This window comes from Heliomicrobium sulfidophilum (assembly GCF_057715735.1).
In genome coordinates this window covers 815,635-834,202 of sequence record NZ_JBVTZZ010000004.1, presented here as the reverse complement: position 1 = coordinate 834,202, position 18,568 = coordinate 815,635, and the positions used below count along the sequence as shown (strand labels likewise).

Genomic DNA, 18,568 nt, shown 5'->3' with positions numbered 1-18,568 from the left:
GGGGCCACTCATGGACCATAGCTGGATTCGTCATGCCCGGGAGGAAAAAGGACTGTCGCTGCAGGAGCTTTCCCGCCTCTCCGGCGTCTCCGTATCTTATCTGAGCGAGATCGAGCGGGGCGCCAAGCAACCGGCGCCTCGGATCATAGAAAAAATCGCTGCCGCCTTCGGCTTCAAACGAGAGGAGGGGAACCCTGAAGGGGGGGAGATCGGCCTCGGTCAAAAATTGCGTTTGCTCCGGGAGGAACGAGGGCTTTCACTGCAGGAACTGGCCCGGTTAGCCGGCATCACCGCCGAAATGCTGAAAGAGATCGAAGAGGAGAGCCTGCGCCCCGGCGTCGACACCTTGCGGTCACTGGCCGATCACCTGAATGTCTCCATCCCGCAGTTGATGGGATCGTTAACCGCCATCGCCACCCGCTTGCGCAGCATCCGGGAACAACTCGGCTTGACTCAGGCCGAGGTGGCGGAGCGGGCTGGTGTCTCGCCCGGTCTGATCGGACAGATCGAACAGGGGAAGGTGCAGCCGTCCTTGCGCACAATCGAACGGGTGGCGGAGGCGGTCGGTGTGACGCCTTGCTACTTCCTGGTGCCCCAGCCTTCCCTGGAAAACCTGTTGCCGGTGCTCGGCGACGACCTGATCCGTTTGCTGGGGGAACCGCCGATCCAACAGACGTTGCGCATGATCTACGATTTAAACGAAGCAGAGTTGCGCTTTCTCTTCGGCGTTGTCCGGCTGATCAAGCAGACCGGCCTGGTCGGCAGCCGACGATTGCTCAATGAGGAAGCCTATCTCACATCTATTGAAGAAGAAGGGATCGAAGCATGAAAAAGCGCGCACTAGGCCGGCTCGGCTGGCCTGTTTCTTTCATCGGCCTTGGCGGCATCGCCATCCAACGGCTTGACGACGCCGCGGCGGTAGACGTCGTCGTCGCCGCTTTGGCGGCAGGCGTCAATTTCATCGATACCGCCCGCGGCTATTCAGACAGTGAGAAGAAGATCGGCCTGGGGATCCGAGGCATCCCCCGGGATTCCTTTTTCCTCGCCACAAAAAGCATGGAGCGGACGGCCGAAGGGATGCTGGCGGATATCGAAAAAAGCCGCTCCAATCTCGGAGTTGAGACCATCGACCTATATCAGCTGCACAATGTCAAGGACGATGGCTCCTTGGAACAAGTGCTCGGGCCGGGCGGCGCCCTGGAAGGAGCTGAGGAAGCCCGCCGGCGCGGTTGGATCAAAGAAATTGGCATCACTGGCCATGTGACGGCAGTCCTGGAAAAGGCCATAGCCACCGGCCGTTTTGTCACCTGCCAGTTCCCCTATAATATCATCGAAACAGGGGTGGAGGAACGCCTGCTGCCGGCTTGCTCCGAACAGGAGTTGGGCATCATCGTCATGAAGCCCCTCGCCGGAGGCGCTCTCGGTCCCGATTGGGCGGAACAATCGCTGCGCTTTTTCCTCGACAAACCCGTGTCGGTCGTCATCCCTGGCATGGATTCCTTTGACCAGGTGAGAGCCAATTGTCGCGTTGGCAATGAGGGGCATCCCCTGACTGCGCAAGAGACGGCCCAGGTGCGGGAGGCGCTTCGCTCCATGGGCGAGCGCTTTTGCCGGCGCTGCGAGTACTGTATGCCCTGTCCCCACGGCGTTAATATCCCCCTGACCTTCCTCCTCCATGGCTATTGGACCCGTTACAACCTGCAAGGCTGGGCGCAAGAGCGGTATAGGGCCGTGGGGGTCAAGGCCGACGCCTGTCGAGAATGCGGTGTTTGTGAGGCCCGTTGCCCCTATGACCTGCCCATCCGGGACATGCTCAAAGAGGCCCATGCCCATTTGGACGATCCTGGCGTAAAGGAGGAAAAATAGGGTAGAATGGCGAATGAATAGCACTAGAGATGACGAGATCTGATGGAGTAAAGAAAAGGGGATAAGGGATCGCAACATCTTGCTCAAGCGAAGGATTGTAAAGATGATGTGATCGAAAGAAAGGTGGTATCTTCCTATGTTCAAGTGTGGCCTATGCGGTTACATCCACGAGGGAGAAGCGGCGCCGGACCAGTGCCCCAAATGCGGGGCGCCCAAGGAAAAATTCGCGGCCCTCTCGGAAGAGGCAGCCAACCTGGTCGAACGCTCTCGGATCACCAATGACATCCATGTCCAACTGCTGAGCCTGCTGGAGAACATCCAGTTCTTGGCCGAGGAAGGCCGTGAGGAAGACCTTGATCCCGGCTGCAACAAGCTCTTTGACCGGCTTCGCCAGTCGGCTGTCGAGTATCGCCAGTCGATCAAGGCCGAGCTCCAGGGCCATATGAACAAAGGCAAATGGGGCTAAAGATTCAGTCGACATCTGACTGTTTTTGCTGAATCGGCGCCTGGCTCGAACAAGAGAACCCCCTGTCGCTCTATCTGGAAAAGGGAAGAGCGCGCAGAGGGTTCTTTTTTTACACATAACTTGTTTCTGGTGAGGGAAGCTAGCGTTGAGGTGAGGCATTTCGATGAGCCACAAGAAGCAGAATGAGGATCTGCGCACCCATCGCCAGATCGACCGCCTGAAATGGGAGACGGCCAAGGAAATGGGGACCAACGAGCCGCTGGACAACAATGTGGAGTTGGGTATGGCCCGCGACGGTCTCGAAACCTATGTGCGCCAACAGATGGTGGAGACGGCTGAACGAGCCTTGGCAGAGGAAGGGGAGCGCAAAGCAAACCTCAATCTGAAGGACAAAAAGGATTAGGAACGGCTAGAGCAGCAGCCGATCTATCCGGCATAGGCCGGGGGGCGCCGGGAAATGCTAGAGCTGAATGCACTGTTGAGGAGGGAATGACCGATGGTCGATATGGAAGGTTTTCGAGAACGACTGGCCCAGCGGATCGAAGAGGGGAAACAGCACGGGATCTCTGATGAGGTCATGCGAGAAGGCATCGTCAACCTAGGCGACATTGCCGTGCATTTTTTCAAGGCGGACAAACCTGAGGAAAAGCTCATGAAAGAACTATGGGAAGTGAGCACGGAAGACGAAAAAAAAGTGCTGGCCAACATCCTGCTTCGTTACGGAAAACAGGCCCTGCACTGATTCCTGGAGGATTCCTGCCCGGCGATATCTTGCCGGAATGACAGAGAAGCTGCCGATGAGGAAACCCTTTCGGTGGCTTCTCTGCTCCTTACGTAAAGAGATTGTCTAGTGATGGGGCGTTGTGCCCTTTGTGCTGCAGGTCGGACATCCGCAGCCATTTCCCTGGGCGGTGACGGGTGCACCAGCGTTCCCTTGCCCGTTAGGCCCTTGGGGGGCTTCTGTCTTGGTTAATTGATCGGCGTCGACAATTTCAACCCGATCAAGGGTGTCTTTGACACGAGCCTTGATAGCGTCCACATATTCACGGCGCACATGGGCCTGCTCCGCCTTTTCTTCTTCCGTCAGCCCCTCCGGGGTCCGGCTTTTACGCGACAGGTAGTTGATCCGCTCGATGAGTTCCTTGGTGATGGACAAAGTTCCTTCCTCCTTCATGAATAAGGGTTTATGGCATCGCTGTCGCCTTACATAGATGAATCATACAACAAAATGACAACAATAGCCTCATTTTCTTTTCTTACAAACTCAAACTTGGCACCTTAGATCAGCCAATATCGTGGACTTAAAGAATACCTCAATGCTCCAGCGCATGCCGTAAATGCAGCAATCAGGCTTCTCTACCAGGCGGATCGTGTTTTCACGGAAAAGCGGCGGCTTCCTGCCGCCGCTTTTCGATCAATGGCGAGGGTTCGTCCCCTGGGAATTGTAGCTCCAGTTCTTTCCGCTGTTGTTATCCCAGTTGTTGGCCGAATCTTTGAAGCAGAATAAGAGCTCATTCTGTTCCATGTTGATTGTACACTGCCAACCGGAACCGGTGGGCTCCATCCGGTGGTCGTAGACATTGCTCCAGTTTTTGCCGTACCCCGCATGGAGGTAGACCTGCTGGGCGCCGGACTTGCTCAGGATCCCGTCATAGACGATCGTCACATCGCGGCCGTCTCCCAGCAGGGGACGAATTTTTACCGGTTGATTCGTCATTCCTGTCGCGCCCGTTGCGGTTTGATATTGTCCTTGACTGTACTGCTGTTGATCCGTCACCGTAAGTGACCTCCTTTTTCTTGGCTCCCTCTTGAAGAACGGTCCATCGTTAGTATGGTTTCGAGCGCCTCCCTTTCACAGCCGTTAAGATTTGGTGACAGTGGAAAGGGGCCAATTCCCAGAGCGTCTCCCGCTTTTTCAAAAGCGCTGAATGTGGTAAACTAAGAATCTGAAAATTACCTTTTTCCGGACGATTCCACCGGAGGTGGCTCAGACTGGACAGGCATTCGCAAATCCTGGCAACCCTCGCCGATATGTACCCCGACGCCTGCTGTGCCTTGAACTTTCATAACCCTTTCGAACTGCTCATCGCCACGATGCTCGCTGCCCAAGCGACGGACAAGTCTGTCAACCGTGTCACCCCGGCGCTTTTCGCCAAAGCCCCTACACCGGAGGCGATGCTCCTGCTCAGCCAGGAGGAGTTAGAGGACCTGATCAAAAGCATCGGCCTCTACCGGAACAAAGCCCGCAATATCTTATCAGCCTGCCGGGCCTTGGTGGAAAAACACGGCGGACAGGTGCCCGGTTACCGGGAGGGTCTCGAAGCGCTGCCGGGGGTCGGGAGAAAAACGGCCAACGTGGTGCTGGCAGAGGCTTTTCAGGAGCCAGCCATCGCCGTGGACACCCACGTCTTTCGCGTCTCCAATCGCCTGGGACTGGCCCGGGGTAAAGATGTGGTCAAGACGGAACAGGAACTGATGAACAACATTCCCCGGAACCTCTGGGCGAAGGCCCACCACTGGCTGATTTTTCATGGCCGCCAGGTTTGCCACGCCCGCCAACCGGCCTGCGGTGACTGCCGGTTGGCCGAACAATGCCGGGAACATACAGGGCTGAAACAAGAGACAGGGGAGGAAACAGAATGAAGATCCTCACAACGATGCCTTTTCCCGAATGGCACCGCGAACGTCTTGAACGAACATACCCCGGCATACTGTGGCGGATTTGCCGCTCCACCGGCGAGGCCCTTGAATTCCTGCCAGGGGCGGATGTCCTTGTCACCTATGGCGACGGGCTGACGGCGGAGCTGTTGCGGCGGGCGCCGAAGCTGCGCTGGATTCAATCCTTCGCCGGCGGTCTCGAACATATCCCCTTCGATGTGCTGAAAGAGCGGGAGATTACGCTGACCAATGCCAAGGGTGTCCATGCGATTCAAGCAGCTGAACACACCCTGGGCGTCATGCTGGCCTTTGTCCGCCAGTTGCCCTTCTTCGTCCGCATGCAGGAGCAAGGTCGCTGGGAGGACCATGTCAAGCTCGATGAGATTCATCAGAAGACGGTCTGCATCGTCGGGCTCGGCGCCATGGGCATGGAGATCGCTGCGCGCGCCCTCGCCTTCGGGATGCGTGTCACCGGGGTGAACAGTGACGGTCGGAGTGTAGAGGGCGTACATAAAACGTACCCTCGCGACCAGATCGACCTGGCCATCGCCGAGGCTGACTTTGTCGTCTTATCGATGCCGCTGACGGCGGCGTCGGAACGGCGCTTCGGCGCTCAGGAGTTCTCTGTGATGAAACGGTCGTCCATCCTGATCAACATCGCCCGCGGCAAGGTGATCGATGAGCCGGCCCTGGTGCGAGCGCTGGAAGAGGGACAGATCGCCGGCGCTGCCCTCGATGTCTTTGTGGAAGAGCCCCTTTCCGCCGCGAGCCCCTTGTGGAAAATGCACAACGTGATCATCACGCCCCATGTGGCCGGGCGCTCCCCACGCTACCTCGACAGGGCGCTGGAGATCTTCGAAACGAACCTAGAAGCCTTCTTGGCGGAAAAACCATTGCCGCTGAACGTGGTTGATCTGGAAAAGGGGTATTGATCGGGGAATGTTTCCCGTTCCAATCGGTAACTGCCCATTGGCGAGTTGGTCGAACGGGCCAGGGTCATTCACGAACTGGTCAATAAATAAAGGTATAAGTGATAGCGGATAAATCCGGCGGAAAGAAAAAAGGGCTGCCCCATTCCCATGAATGAGGCAGCCCTTCGTTTTTCCAGCAAGGCTGCGCTTACGGTGATGGATGTGCCGTTACACTGTCTTACTCGCTTTCTGGACGCACGCCCATCAGGCGGACGGCGTTCACGATGACGATCAGCGCTGCGCCAGTGTCGCTTAGGACAGCCAGCCACAGGTTGAGCCAGTTGGGGAGGATTAAGAGCAGCGCCACAGCCTTGACGACGAGGGCGAAGATGATGTTTTGCCGGATGATCGCCAGGGCTGATCGACCAAGGCGTATGGCAAAGGGAAGTTGTTCGAGGCTGCTGCTGGCGAGGATCACATCGGCCGTCTCCATCGCCATGTCAGAACCGTAGCCGCCCATAGCGACGCCGAGATTGGCCGCCGCTAACGCCGGCGCGTCGTTGATCCCGTCGCCCACCATGGCGACGCGCCGCCCAGGGCGCATCAACGATTGGACGATCTCCGCTTTTTCCGCCGGCAGCAGTTCGGCCCGCACCTCGTCAACAGCCAGTTCGGCAGCGATGCGGCGGGCCGTGTGACCGTTATCGCCGGTGAGCATGGCGATGTGGTTGACACCGGCCGCTTTCAGGCGCGCCAGGGTGTGTCCGCTTTCGGAACGGCAAGCGTCGGAGAGGGCGAAGAGGGCCAGCGGCTGGTTCTCATCGGCGAGCAGGCTGACTGTAACGCCGTCGCGCTGCCATGAATCGATCTGCGCAAGCAGGGTTTCCGGAAGTACCGGCGCGACCGGGCTGCGGCCTGGTGATGTGAGGGAGTAGCGAATTCCGTCGATGCTCCCGGCCACACCAGCCCCCGGCAGGGCCATATAGCCTTCCGGGCCGGCTGTTGTATCTGAGGACGCCGGGAGTTGTGCCTCGGCGAAGCGGACAATAGCTGCTGCCAGCGGATGAGTTGAGCGGCGCTCCAGGTGGTGGGCGATCGCAAGCAGTTCCCGGTCGTCACGCTGACCTGCCGGCGATAGGTTGAGGAAGCCGGTCACTTCGGGCCGGCCCATGGTGAGGGTCCCTGTCTTGTCGAAGGCGACCGTATTGATCCGGCCCAGTTCTTCCAGGTGGGCGCCGCCTTTGATCAGGACGCCCCGCTTGGCGCCGTTGCCGATAGCGGCCACGATGGCCACCGGCGTAGAGATGACCAGCGCGCAGGGACAAGACACGACCAGCAGTTCCAGGGCCCGGTAGAACCATTCCTCCCAGGGAGCGCCGAAGAGTGGCGGCACGACAGCCACCAGCGCGGCCAGAACAATCACGGCCGGCGTGTAGATGGCGGCGAAGCGGTCCACAAACTGCTGGGAGGGGGCGCGGCGGGACTGGGCCTCCTCGACGAGGCGGATGATGCGCGCCACGGCGCTGTCTGTGGCTGGCCGGGTGACCTGGATTTCCAGGAGGCCGTTTTCGTTGACAGTCCCGGCAAATACGACATCGCCGGGCTCTTTCTCCACTGGCGTTGATTCGCCGGTCACCGGCGCCTGGTTGACCGATGATGCGCCGCGCAGGACCTGACCGTCCAGGGGGATCCGGTCGCCGGGGCGGACGATGATCACGTCGCCGGGAACGACCTGTTCCACCGGGACGGTCGATTCGGCGCCAGCGTGGGAGACGGTGGCGACCGGCGGCGTCAGCGAGAGGAGGGAGCGGATGGAACGGCGCGTCTTGTCCAGCGTCGACGCTTGCAACGCCGCCCCCAGGCTGAAGAGGAAGACAACGGCCGCCGCTTCAGACCATTCGTTAATGGCGATGGCGCCAATCACGGCCAGGGTCATCAGCACGTTCATATCCAGCGTCAACGTTTTCAAGGCGGTCCAGGCGGCGCGTGCGATGGGCCAGCCTCCGGCAAGGATCGCGAAGGTGTAGGCGATCGGAGAGACGGCGGTCAGGGCGGTCTGGTCAAGGAGGAGGCCCGTAGCCAGGCCGAGGCCGGAGAGGACTGGTCCGGCGGCGCGGAGGTTGATGCGGCGCCAGAGTGGCTCGTCACCTATAGACGTTCCCGGCCCCTGGCTGGCTGCCTGTCCCGTCGCCTGTCCACCGGTGACTTCGGGCAGCCGCAAGCGGTAGCCGAGGCTGGAGACGACCGATGTAATCTTTTCTAGGGAAAAAGCCGGTTCGACGGGCGAAAGGGTCAGCGCGCCAGCCCCGAAATCGATGCGGACCCAGCGGACGCCCGCTTGTTGAGAGAGGATCTTTTCGGCTTTGGCCGCGCAGTCGGCGCAATCGAGGCCGTCGATATAGTAGCGAAGTATTGGCTCCGCAGCCGCTGTTCCCGAAGCAGCCCTTTTTGCCGGGGTGAATGCTGTCCCTGGAGCGACTGAGGCTGCCGCTTCAGCGACAACGGAGTTGATGATGCCAGCCGCCGCTTGCGCGCCCTCTGCTGGCACACCGACCTTCGGCGCAGGGGCTGCCGATGCCGGATTCGCAGAGGTTGAGTCGCCAACTTCTGCCCCTGGGGAAGAACTGCATGAGCAGGCGCAACTGCCGTTGCATGTGTTTGCCATGACGTGACCTTCTTTCGAAGAACATATGAATAACTACTCATATGTTACTGCGAAAAAAAGCCAGCGGTCAATGGTTTTTTTCGGAAGCGAGGCCCAGTTCAGCCAGCGCCAAGTCGCTAACCTGGAAGGGCTGGCGCGGGAGTTTTGTTTCTGCAAAGAGGGGGACCAACTCCTGCGGTCGGGCCGGTTCAGGCGACGGCAGCAGGCCGGCTGTGGAGGCCAGAAAGCCGACTACCTTCTCCGGCGAAACCCCCTGTTCCCGAAGGGCGGCAATGGCTGTGCCCCCGTGCCGTTTGGACAGGCGGGCGCCATCAGGGCCGAGAACGAGCGGAACATGGCAAAAGAGGGGGAGCGGCATGTCCAGGGCCTGAAAGAGCAGGATCTGGCGGGGTGTCGAGGAGAGCAGGTCATCGCCGCGCAGCACATGGGTGACCCCCATGAGGGCGTCATCGACGACAACAGCCAACTGATAGGCGGTGACGCCGTCGGCGCGGCGAACGACGAAATCACCGACGGCCTGGCGCACATCCTGGCTGACAAGGCCAGCCACAGCATCGGTGAAGGACAGCTCGCCTTCCGGTACGTGAAACCGGTAGGCACATTGACCTTTTTTGCGAACCTTCGCCTCCCAGGCCTCCGGGGACAGGTCGCGGCAGAGCCCCGGGTAGGGGGGGCCTTCCTCGTTCAAGCCATGGGGCGCGCGGGCCAGTTCGGACAGGTCTTTACGGCTGCAGGCGCAGGGAAAAATGCGCCCCGACCGCCGGAAATGATCGATAACGGCATCATAAAAACCTTGGCGCTCACTTTGCGTATAAGGGCCGCAAGGGCCGCCTACATCAGGTCCCTCGTCCCAGTCGAGGCCGAGCCAGCGCAGATCCTCAAGAATCTGGCGGGCATAGGCGGGGATGGAGCGAGCGGGGTCGAGGTCCTCCATGCGCAAGATAAAGATGCCGCCGAGCCGGCGGATTTGCAGCCAGGCCAGCAAAGCTGTTCTGGCGTTGCCCAGGTGCAGTTGCCCTGTCGGGCTCGGCGCGTAGCGACCGACTGGTATGGAAGAAAAACGAGGGGAAAAGGGAAGAATCATGGAAAAAGCCTCCGAAAAAGAAGTACAATACCCTTATAAGTGACGCCGTGGGCAAGCCTTATGCAGGGAGGCGAGCATGGTTGCGACAGGTTGATTCCGGCGGAATTGCGTTGATGTATACTACCGAACCGGCGGAACTTCCGCCAGAGGCGCAGGGTTTCGTGAGGCCGAATCTCCGGGGCAACCGCTTGCTGTCTGATGACGGGGGGATGCTGGCGTTAACGCTTTCTTGCCTGGTGAAGGAAGGCGACGAGGCTGTGCCCGTCTTCATCGCTTGGGATGAAGAACGGGTTATCCTGTACTCGAAGATCACCCTTCCCGTGATCGAGCGGCGTTTGACTGTGGCCGATGCGGGAGAATTTCACCCGGCTCACCGCATCGTATTCTTTTTCCTGTCAGAACTGTTTGACCGGAATCTGCAAGCGTACGGGCGGATCGAAGAAGAGTTGGACTCGCTGGAGGAACGCATCGCCCTTCAGGGAACGACCATCTCCTTAGACCGGCTGTTTGGGTTGCGCAAGCGTATCCTGGCGCTCCATCACGACACCTTCGCCAAGCGACGTCTGGTGAATAAGCTCATTGAGCACCTCCACCTGCGCGGACAGAGCGGTTCCGAAATGCTGCAGCAACTACGGGATCTCTTAGAAGATATTAACGAACTGTCCTTCGAGATGCAAGGCCTCCGTGAGGCATTGCAGGGCCTGATGGAACTCCGGGTCACCCTCCAGGGACAGCGAGGCAACCAGGTCATGCAAAAGCTGACCGTGGTGACCTCCGTCTTTTTACCGCTCACCTTTATCGTCGGCGTCTATGGCATGAACTTTGAGGTCATGCCGGAACTGCGTTGGCCTTACGGCTACTACGCTGTTATGGTTGTGATGGCCCTCATCGCCGGGTTGCTGCTGGCGTACTTCCGCCGCAAGCGGTGGTTTTAGTAAAAAATATCGTTCCAAATAAAACGAAGGTGGCTGATCATTGATGATTCTCGTCAGTTCCTGCTTGCTCGGCATCCGAGCGAAGTATGACGGTTCCCAAAACACCGTCCAGAGCCTCCTCGATTTGTGCAGCCAAGGCCTTGTCATCCCTGTCTGTCCGGAGCAACTAGGCGGCTTTTCCACCCCTCGCCCGCCTGTTGAATTGCAAGGGGAGGGAGGCGGAGAGGCGGTGCTGGATGGGCAGGCCATCGCCGTCAACGGTGACGGCGTCGACGTGACGGCCGGTTTTATCGAAGGCGCCCGACAAACACTCCGCATGGCCCAACTCTTTGGGGCCACAGCGGCCATCCTTAAGGAACGGAGCCCCTCCTGCGGCGTGAACATCATCTATGACGGCGCTTTTGCCGGAAAGCGGATCGCCGGGCAGGGGGTGGCAGCAGCGCTGCTGCGCCAGGAGGGGATTCCCGTTTATTCGGAAGAAGACCTCACAGAGGAACTGCTTAACCGACTGGTCAAAGAGGCTGCCGCCCATCACCCAGCCAAGCCGCTCATTGTTACATAGATGTGTATCGTCACATCAGGGTTTATCATCTCATAAGGTTCTATTGTTGCATCAGGGTCATCCGGCGCCGGTCAGGCGCAACACGCCGCCGACAGGCACAGGCTTCACACGGTCGACGACACCGGCCTCCTTGGCCGCCGCCAGCAGCCGCCGCAGCGGCTCATCGATCGGTTCCTGCGAGAGGATAAAGGTCTCGTAGTGCATGGGGATGATCGTGCGTGCGCCCATGGCCAGGGCCATTTGCAAGGCTTCCTCCGGTGTGGCGTGCTCCCGGTGGAAGGCCTCGGGGGCGTAACCGGCGATGGGAACAAAGGCCGCGTCGACACCGCCGGGGCAGGCCGAGCGGACTGCCTCGGCAAGGCCAGGGGCAAAGGCGGTATCTCCGAAGAAGGCGATGCTGTGACCGTCTTTTTGCAACAGGTAGAGGAGGGTTTCTCGCGGCGTTGTCAGGGAGTGGCGTCGACCGGCGTGGTTGGAGGAAAAGGCGGTCACCTTGACATCTTTTAACAGATAAGTGTCGTCGCCGCGCATCGGCGCGAGGGTGAGCGGGATGCCGGACACAGAAGGGTCGTCCCCTTCCGGAAGCAGCAGCAGCGTTCCCTTGGGAAGCTGGCGCAGGCTCTTCGGGTCAAGATGGTCAACGTGGGCGTGCGTAACCAGGACACCATCCAGTTGCTCGATCTGTTCAGGCGTGATGGCGGCGGCAGTACGTCTCCGCATCAAGGCCACACGGTCAGAAAAAACGGGGTCGGTGATCAGTCGGACGCCCTGAAATTCGATGATCCATGTGGAATGACCGATCCAGCCGCAGTGGATGTCGCTTGCCGGCCCCAACGGCAATGTAAGTGGACTGGGCGCTTTCAGCATCGGATGAGATAATTCATATTTCAGATTGCGGACGATCACACGCAGGATAGGCGGATAGTCAAGGGCTAAAAGCAACATCAGGAGGGCCGCCAGGACAGCCACCAGCCAGAATGCCCAGGTAAGGAGCTTCATCGACCCATTCCTTTCTCAGGAAAATGCCGTCCCTGTCATTTTCGCCCTATTGCCGGATGCCTATCCCCGAAAGAAAGAGGGGGGAGATTTCTGCCTGTTGACGTATCGCCGCAGAGACGCGTATAATACCGGCAGGGGGTATTAATGATGGTGACGATTGATCACAGCATATGTGACCGGATGAAAGGTTGCCCGCCTGCGCGGCGCTGCCCGGTGCAAGCGATCATTCCTGTCGGCGGGGAAGGCTTCTTCAAGCGCAAGGTGGACCGGTGGGAAATCGACGAAAGCAAATGCACGGGCTGCGGGCTCTGTATCCGCATCTGCCCGCAACAGGCGATCAGCAAAAAGGGCAAAAAGTAACCTTAAAAAATCCATAAGTCAAGGGAAATCCTAAAGCAAAAGCCGACCGCCTTAAACAGGGGTCGGCTTTACTATACCTATGCGAATAAGGCGTGGTTTAAATGTGCTCTTCCCGGCCCAGGTAGACCGGATGACCGTAAAAACCGGCAGCAAGGTCATCCCAGAAGCGGTCGCGGAGGATCAGGGGGTAGACCGGCAACGGTGCGGTCCGCACCTCCTCGGGACACCAGAATCGGCAGTCCACGATCATCTGCGCTGGTTCTTCAGGGTCAAACCCAGGTTGGGGCAAACCGGAGACATGGCGCATCTGCACATAGATTTCGAAGTGGTGGAGCTTGGCAGCTTCGTCCAGCCACTCGCCCAGATAAAGCAGTTGTTCCGGCAATGAACGTACATGTGCCTCGCCTCGTTCGACAAAGTTTTTGCAAGGCCGATCCTTTGTTGTTGCGCTCATCTCGTTGCAAGATGCAAGACTCAGTTCAAGATTTCGTTGAAAAACAGTGTTAGAGGGAGCGTTTGAGCGCGCCGGAAGAGGCGGTAAAGAGGAGCCCGACCAAGAGGGCCATGATCGTTCCGGTGGCCGTGATGATGGCCGTCAAGGGAACCTGCGCCTTTGTGGCGACTGTCAAGAGGGCCACACCGGAGAACATGAGCGTGTTTTCCACAAAGTTCTGGATGGCGATCGTCTTGCCGGCGCCGATGGAACCATGTCCCTCATGCTGGAGCACGGCGTTCATCGGCACGATGAAGACGCCGCCGGTGAAGCCGACGGCCAGCAACGCTGCGATAGTAAAGGGCACTGTCTTGATGAGCAGAAAGGTAAAGATGATGGCGACCATCACGACGCCGTAGAGCCGCGACTTCTCATAATCCTGGAAGCGGATCAGCTTTGGCGTCACGGCGGCGCCGAGGACGATGCCCACACCGGTGACCGAGATCAGCAGAGAGATGGAGGTGTTCGTCACGATCCCCAAGGTGACCGGGATCCATTGAATGACGACGAGTCGCAGCACCGCCGAGGAGAGCCAGAAGGCGCCGGTGCCGATCAGGGAAAACCGGCAGGCCGACAGCCGCCAGAGCTGAGCGATGTCGCTGAAAAAGGCTGGAATGGCGCGGAAATCGATGGTGATGGCGCGGTTGCCGGCTTTGGACGGGATGAAAAAGGTCAGGGCCATCGATGTGCCGTAGAGGGCGGCGCAAGCCAGCAGGGCGAGGGGGATCGAACGGTCGGACAGGATGCCGCCAGCGACAGAGCCTGTCAGGATGGCCAGGATGGTGAAGCTCTCGATGAGCGAGTTCGCCTTCAGGAGTTTCGCTTCCGAATCGGTCAGTTCAGGCAGGATCCCGTATTTCGCCGGCGAGTAGGTGACAGCGCCGACACCGACGATGGCGTAGCTGATGACGGGATCGACGCCGGCCAAGAGCAGGGCGATCCCGGCCAGCTTGACGGCGTTGCCGATGAGCAGGATCCGCGACTTGGCCTCCCGGTCAGCCAGCCGGCCAACCCAGGGCGCCAGGATGACATAGGCGAAGAGAAAAGCCACCTGGACGAGGGGGAGGTAGTAGTCAGGCAGTCCCTTCACTTTGATAATGGCCAGGGTGATGAAGAGGATCATGTTGTCGGCAAAGGCGGAAAAAAACTGGGCCGCCAGGAGCGCCGTCAGCGGGCGAAGCCTGGGCATCGCTGGCCCTCCAGAACCTCGTGACCCTTCAGGGCCTCCCGGCCCTTGTCTAAGTGCATTTTCCGGCAGGTCAGGCAATCTGTCCGCCCTCCCTCCCGTCGGCGTCCTCATCGTCGTCTTCATCGGCGCCAACGCCGGCCATGGTTTCAGCGTAAACCGTCTTCAGTGTCACATAGTCTGTCTTGCCGCTGCCCAGCAGGGGCAGGCTGTCGAGGTGGCAGAGCCGCGCCGGAACGAGCAGGGGCGACTGGCCCGAACTGGCGATAAAATCGCGGAGGGCCTGCCGGGAAGCATTTTTTACGGTCGTAAAGAGCACCACCTGCTCGCCCTTTTTTCCGCCGGAAACGTTGACGGCGGCCACCTCTGTCGAGTGGAAACAGCGGGCGGCCAGTTCCTCAATCAGGTTCAGGGAGACCATCTCGCCGCCGAGCTTGGCGAAGCGCTTGAGCCGCGAGAGGACGGTGATGAATCCCCGGGCGTCTTCTTCCACCAGATCGCCGCAGTCATACCACTCGCCGGCAGGGACGAAGCCCTTGCCATGGATCAGGTAGCCTTCCATCACGTTGGGCCCTTTGACGAAAAGGTTGCCGCCCCGTTCGATCCCTGGCACCGGTTCGATGCGGTGTTCCACATCGGGGAAGATGCGACCGACGCTGCCCGCCTTGTAGCAGAGGGGGGAGTTGATGGCCAGGAAGGGGGAGGCCTCTGTGCAACCGTAGCCTTCCAGGGAGCGCAGGCCGAATTTGTCCAGCCACAGGCGGCGCGTTTCTTCTTTCAATTTTTCCCCGCCGGTGACAACGTAGCGGATGGAGTAAAAGTCGTAGGGATGGGCATGTTTGCCATACCCTTGCAAGAAGGTGCCTGTTCCGAAGATGATGGTGGCGTTGCGGTCATAGGCGATCTCCGGGATGACCTTGTAGTGCAGCGGTGTGGGGTAGAGGAAGACTTCAAAGCCGCAGAGGAGGGGGATGAAGACGCCCTGGAGCCCGAAGCTGTGGAACATGGGCAGGGCGTTGAGCAGTTTGTCCTTCGCCGTCAGGGCGACGACGGTGCAGGCCTGCATCACATTGGCCTGGATGTTGTCGTGGCGGAGGATGACGCCTTTCGGTTTGCTTTCGCTTCCCGAGGTAAAGAGGATGAGCCGCTCCTGTCCCGGCGGCGTCCGGCGCTTCAGAACCACGTTCAGGAGGGCCTTCAGTTTTCCGAAGGAAGTCACCTCTTCCCGCACATCCTCCAGGTACAGGATGCGTGCCTTCTCAGCCGCTTTCTCCACATGGGCCTGCAGGCCCGCTTTTTCGATGAACTGGCGGGAGGTGATCACTGTCTTCAGTTCCGCCGTCTCACAGCTGTCGACGATCCCCTGGGGGCCGCTCGTAAAATTCAGGATGGCCGGGGTGATGTTGACGCGAAAGAGGGCGAAGAGGGTGACCACATGGGCGGCGGCGTTGGGCAGCATGACACCGACCCGTTGCTCGCCGGCGAGTCGCCGCGCAAGGGGTTCACTCAGGGCGTAGATCCCCAGGAGCAGTTTGCGGTAGGTCAGCTTCTGGTTGATATCTTCGATCGTATCCTTGTTCATTCCGTACAACTGGGCCGCGTCGAGCAACTCATTGAAGAGATTGACCTCTTTGCGGTGGCGGCTGCGAAAGAGCGCCTGTTCCAGGGCTTTCAGGATCCGGTCGCTTCCGGCGGTCTTTTGGTCTTTTTGATTCTGCCCCTTAACCGTGCGAAGGGTGAAGGGCTCATCGACATAGATGGTGATCTGCGGGAACCAGCGCAGCGGCATCTTGCCTTCCAGGCGGGAAAAGCGCGAGTGCTGGGGGCCGTTGATGCCGACAGGGTAAACGGGAACGCCCGTCTTCTGGGCGATGAAGGCGATGCCGTCATAGATCTTCATGATGCTGTTTGTCATCGTAATCCGCCCCTCCGGGAAGAGGACGACGCTCATGCCGCCCTTGACGGCGGCAACGATATCTCGTATGGAGTAGGGATTTAAGGGGTCGATGGGGATATGCTTGCGAAAGCGGAGCGCGAAGGAGATCTTGGCGGCGATGTCGGTGTTGACAACGAAGACGATGTCCTCCGGCAGGAACAAACCTAAAATCAGGGCGTCGAGAAAGGAGACATGGTTGGGCATGACGATGAGCGGCCCTTCCGTGCGGAGGCGTTCAAAATGCAGCAGTCGCAGGCGAAAGAGGCGTGAAAATAAAAAGCGCAGGATTGGAATGAGCAGTTTCAGGCGGCTCCCCCCCTTTTTACACTATCGATTCAGTATAGCAGGAGATAATGGTGTCGGACTAGAGTGCTAATTGGCGTAAAAAACCGCCGCCTCTTGATTCTGGCGGCGGTCCGGTGCCATCGGTCGGTTAAGTCAGGCCGGCGTGATCGTATCCGGTGTGTCATCGGATCATGAGTCTTTTTGCGGGGATGGAGATCAGACCTGGAACCGTTCCACAGCTTCGCGAAGATTATCGGCCATCTTCAACAGGCTATGGCTGGAAGCCGAGATCTGCTCCATCGATGCGCTCTGCTCCTCTGTGGCGGCAGAGACCGACTGGGACTGTTCAGCGATGTCCTTGCTGATGCCGTCGGCTTTATGCACCATGGCTGCGATCTGCTTGCCGCCTGCGGCCAGTTGCTCCACAGCAATCGTGATCTCCTTCACCTGGGCGGCTACTAGGACAACCCGATCGGAGATGGTCATGAAGGCTTCTCCCGCCCGGTGAACGACCTGGGCGCCCTCGGTGACCTCCCGGGAGCCGTCATTCATCGATTTGACTGCGGCATCGATCTCCCGGCGGATCTCTTCGATCAGGACGGCGATCTGGCTGGCCGAGTCCTGTGACTGCTCAGCCAGCTTGCGGACCTCCTCGGCGACGACGGCGAAGCCGCGGCCCTGTTCACCGGCCCGGGCCGCTTCGATGGCAGCGTTCAGGGCCAGCAGGTTCGTCTGCCCGGCGATGCCGGCGATCAGGTCGACGATCTGGCCGATGGCCTGGGAGCGTTCATCCAGGTTGGCGACGACCTTGGCCAGACCGGTAACCGTCGCTTCAATCCGGTTCATCTGATTCGTGGCGGCGCCGATGGCTGTCCGGCCTTCTTCGGCGGCCTGCGACGTTTCGCCAGTCAAAGCTGACACCTCATGGGTGATGACAACGGCCTTGTCGGTGCGGGTGCCGATCTGCTCCATCACCGATGCCGTTTCCGTCATCGCCTGTAGTTGAGCATCATTTCCTCCCGCCACAGAGGAGATCGCTTCCGCCACCTGGGCCGACGCTTGGGCCGACTGCTCCGCCGCGTCAGACAACTGCGAAGATGACTCGGCCAGGTCGGTCGAGGAAACTTTGATCTTGCCGATCAGTTCCTTCAGATTCCCCTGCATCCGGTTTAGGGCGGAGGCGAGCTGGCCGAACTCATCGTCCGAATGGATGTCGATGGCGGCGCGCAGATCGCCGGCGGCGAACTTGTCGGCCCCTGCCACCATCTGCTCGATGGGGCGGCGGATCATGCGAGGGAAGAGGATGAGGGAGGCGGCGCCGGTGATCATGGCGATCACGGCCAGGGTGATGGAGATGGTCTCCATGCGGCTGGCGTCAGTCTTTGTGCCAGTCACGCTCTGATTGAAAAGATCCTGATTGAACTGGACAAAATCGCGAAGGGTTGCCATGATCTGGGTTGCTTTCGGCACCAGCGTTTTGGCGATTGCCTGGGAGCGATCATGATGGGTCCGGTACCCCTCGATGTCACCGCGGCTGAGGGCGGCGTGCTCCTCTTGGACGGAGGGCATCAGTTCGTTGAGCACGCCGTTGCGCCAGTCGGTCGTGGCCGCCTTCAACTGGACAACCTTTTCTTTCCGTTCAACCAGGGCCATCTCGTGGAGTTTATCCTCCATGGCGAGGACCTTGGCGATCTTCTCTTCATACTGGATGCGGTACTTCTGGTCGCCATAAGTCATGTAGCCGCGCACATCGGCCACTGCGCCCTGGTACTCGGCCTCGATGGTCAGGACGAGAACCTGCCGCTCGTTGGCAATCGTCATCTCATCGAGATGGCTGGAAGACGATTGGAGCGAGTAGTAGGAGCTTCCGCCCAGGAGCAACACGAGAGACAGCATGATAATGAAGCCGAGATTGATCTTTTTGCCGACAGTTAATTTCATTCCATTGCAACTCCCTTCTTCAATAAAAAACGTAGTGCTTTCTTCATGAGAAAAACATCAATAGCACAAGCGGTGATATAAAGATAATTGATTTATGGAGTTTTTCGACAAAAAGATGTGTTTTCCTTTGAAAAAATATTTGTCAGATATAGGAAAAGAAAAAGCCTCTCTGTTTTTGATGGACAGAGAGGCTTGGGCATCCGAAAGGAGATTTCTGTTCA

General features: G+C 59.1%; 19 protein-coding genes. 10 read left to right on the top strand and 9 right to left on the bottom strand.

Annotated elements, in window-relative coordinates:
- Positions 1-10: 10 nt before the first annotated feature.
- The 5 genes from AC0CW1_RS05650 to AC0CW1_RS05630 all read left to right on the top strand — a co-directional run bounded on the left by AC0CW1_RS05650 (position 11) and on the right by AC0CW1_RS05630 (position 3,074).
- Complete coding sequence (locus AC0CW1_RS05650) at positions 11-829, top strand: helix-turn-helix domain-containing protein (protein ID WP_488182066.1); 819 nt, start codon at positions 11-13, stop codon at positions 827-829.
- Positions 826-1,866, top strand: a complete 1,041-nt coding sequence (locus tag AC0CW1_RS05645) for an aldo/keto reductase (RefSeq protein WP_488182065.1) — start codon at positions 826-828, stop codon at positions 1,864-1,866. The genes AC0CW1_RS05650 and AC0CW1_RS05645 overlap by 4 nt, the downstream gene beginning before the upstream one ends.
- Positions 1,867-2,002: 136 nt before the next feature.
- Positions 2,003-2,332, top strand: coding sequence for a rubredoxin-like domain-containing protein (locus AC0CW1_RS05640; RefSeq protein ID WP_488182064.1), 330 nt, complete (start codon positions 2,003-2,005; stop codon positions 2,330-2,332).
- Positions 2,333-2,495: 163 nt separating this feature from the next.
- Positions 2,496-2,735 (top strand): alpha/beta-type small acid-soluble spore protein, encoded by a 240-nt coding sequence (locus AC0CW1_RS05635; protein ID WP_488182063.1) that lies wholly within the window; start codon positions 2,496-2,498, stop codon positions 2,733-2,735.
- Positions 2,736-2,828: 93 nt separating this feature from the next.
- The gene (locus tag AC0CW1_RS05630) at positions 2,829-3,074 is read left to right on the top strand and encodes a DUF3243 family protein (protein ID WP_488182062.1); all 246 of its coding nucleotides are present in this window, start codon (positions 2,829-2,831) and stop codon (positions 3,072-3,074) included.
- A 105-nt stretch (positions 3,075-3,179) separates the two neighbouring features.
- Here AC0CW1_RS05630 and AC0CW1_RS05625 read toward each other — a convergent pair whose 3' ends face one another.
- Together AC0CW1_RS05625 and AC0CW1_RS05620 are read right to left on the bottom strand one after the other, a co-directional pair.
- Positions 3,180-3,506 carry a DUF896 domain-containing protein gene (locus tag AC0CW1_RS05625; RefSeq protein WP_488182061.1) on the bottom strand — a complete coding sequence of 109 codons (327 nt, stop codon included), beginning with the start codon at positions 3,504-3,506 and terminating at the stop codon, positions 3,180-3,182.
- Between the two features lie 240 nt (positions 3,507-3,746).
- The gene (locus AC0CW1_RS05620; protein ID WP_488182060.1) at positions 3,747-4,109 is read right to left on the bottom strand and encodes a carbohydrate-binding protein; all 363 of its coding nucleotides are present in this window, start codon (positions 4,107-4,109) and stop codon (positions 3,747-3,749) included.
- A 215-nt stretch (positions 4,110-4,324) separates the two neighbouring features.
- On the opposite strand from AC0CW1_RS05620, the gene nth reads away from it, so the two are divergent.
- Complete coding sequence (gene nth, locus AC0CW1_RS05615) at positions 4,325-4,975, top strand: endonuclease III (RefSeq protein WP_488182130.1); 651 nt, start codon at positions 4,325-4,327, stop codon at positions 4,973-4,975.
- Complete coding sequence (locus tag AC0CW1_RS05610) at positions 4,972-5,922, top strand: D-2-hydroxyacid dehydrogenase (protein ID WP_488182059.1); 951 nt, start codon at positions 4,972-4,974, stop codon at positions 5,920-5,922. Before nth ends, AC0CW1_RS05610 begins: the two co-directional genes overlap by 4 nt.
- 217 nt (positions 5,923-6,139) lie before the next feature.
- On the opposite strand, the gene AC0CW1_RS05605 is transcribed toward AC0CW1_RS05610, so the two are convergent.
- Positions 6,140-8,566, bottom strand: a complete 2,427-nt coding sequence (locus tag AC0CW1_RS05605) for a heavy metal translocating P-type ATPase (protein ID WP_488182058.1) — start codon at positions 8,564-8,566, stop codon at positions 6,140-6,142.
- A gap of 67 nt (positions 8,567-8,633) precedes the next feature.
- Complete coding sequence (gene gluQRS, locus AC0CW1_RS05600) at positions 8,634-9,650, bottom strand: tRNA glutamyl-Q(34) synthetase GluQRS (protein ID WP_488182057.1); 1,017 nt, start codon at positions 9,648-9,650, stop codon at positions 8,634-8,636.
- Between the two features lie 80 nt (positions 9,651-9,730).
- Between gluQRS and AC0CW1_RS05595 the strand changes: the two genes are divergently transcribed.
- The gene (locus AC0CW1_RS05595; RefSeq protein ID WP_488182056.1) at positions 9,731-10,585 is read left to right on the top strand and encodes a magnesium transporter CorA family protein; all 855 of its coding nucleotides are present in this window, start codon (positions 9,731-9,733) and stop codon (positions 10,583-10,585) included.
- Between the two features lie 43 nt (positions 10,586-10,628).
- On the top strand, positions 10,629-11,147 hold the full coding sequence (locus AC0CW1_RS05590; protein WP_488182129.1) for a 2-thiouracil desulfurase family protein: 519 nt from the start codon (positions 10,629-10,631) through the stop codon (positions 11,145-11,147).
- Positions 11,148-11,204: 57 nt separating this feature from the next.
- Here the strand turns inward: AC0CW1_RS05590 and AC0CW1_RS05585 are convergent, their stop codons facing one another.
- Positions 11,205-12,146: an MBL fold metallo-hydrolase gene (locus tag AC0CW1_RS05585; protein WP_488182055.1), complete on the bottom strand. Its 942-nt coding sequence runs from the start codon at positions 12,144-12,146 to the stop codon at positions 11,205-11,207.
- A gap of 147 nt (positions 12,147-12,293) precedes the next feature.
- Between AC0CW1_RS05585 and AC0CW1_RS05580 the strand changes: the two genes are divergently transcribed.
- Positions 12,294-12,506, top strand: a complete 213-nt coding sequence (locus AC0CW1_RS05580) for a 4Fe-4S binding protein (protein ID WP_488182054.1) — start codon at positions 12,294-12,296, stop codon at positions 12,504-12,506.
- Between the two features lie 97 nt (positions 12,507-12,603).
- On the opposite strand, the gene AC0CW1_RS05575 is transcribed toward AC0CW1_RS05580, so the two are convergent.
- The 4 genes from AC0CW1_RS05575 to AC0CW1_RS05560 all read right to left on the bottom strand — a co-directional run bounded on the left by AC0CW1_RS05575 (position 12,604) and on the right by AC0CW1_RS05560 (position 18,347).
- A complete protein-coding gene (locus AC0CW1_RS05575; RefSeq protein WP_488182053.1) occupies positions 12,604-12,891 on the bottom strand; it encodes a hypothetical protein in 288 nt (95 codons plus the stop codon).
- A 118-nt stretch (positions 12,892-13,009) separates the two neighbouring features.
- Positions 13,010-14,188, bottom strand: coding sequence for a lysophospholipid transporter LplT (gene lplT, locus AC0CW1_RS05570; protein WP_488182052.1), 1,179 nt, complete (start codon positions 14,186-14,188; stop codon positions 13,010-13,012).
- A gap of 70 nt (positions 14,189-14,258) precedes the next feature.
- Positions 14,259-16,367, bottom strand: coding sequence for an AMP-binding protein (locus AC0CW1_RS05565; RefSeq protein ID WP_488182128.1), 2,109 nt, complete (start codon positions 16,365-16,367; stop codon positions 14,259-14,261).
- Positions 16,368-16,622: 255 nt separating this feature from the next.
- A complete protein-coding gene (locus AC0CW1_RS05560; protein ID WP_488182051.1) occupies positions 16,623-18,347 on the bottom strand; it encodes a methyl-accepting chemotaxis protein in 1,725 nt (574 codons plus the stop codon).
- Positions 18,348-18,568 lie beyond the last annotated feature (221 nt).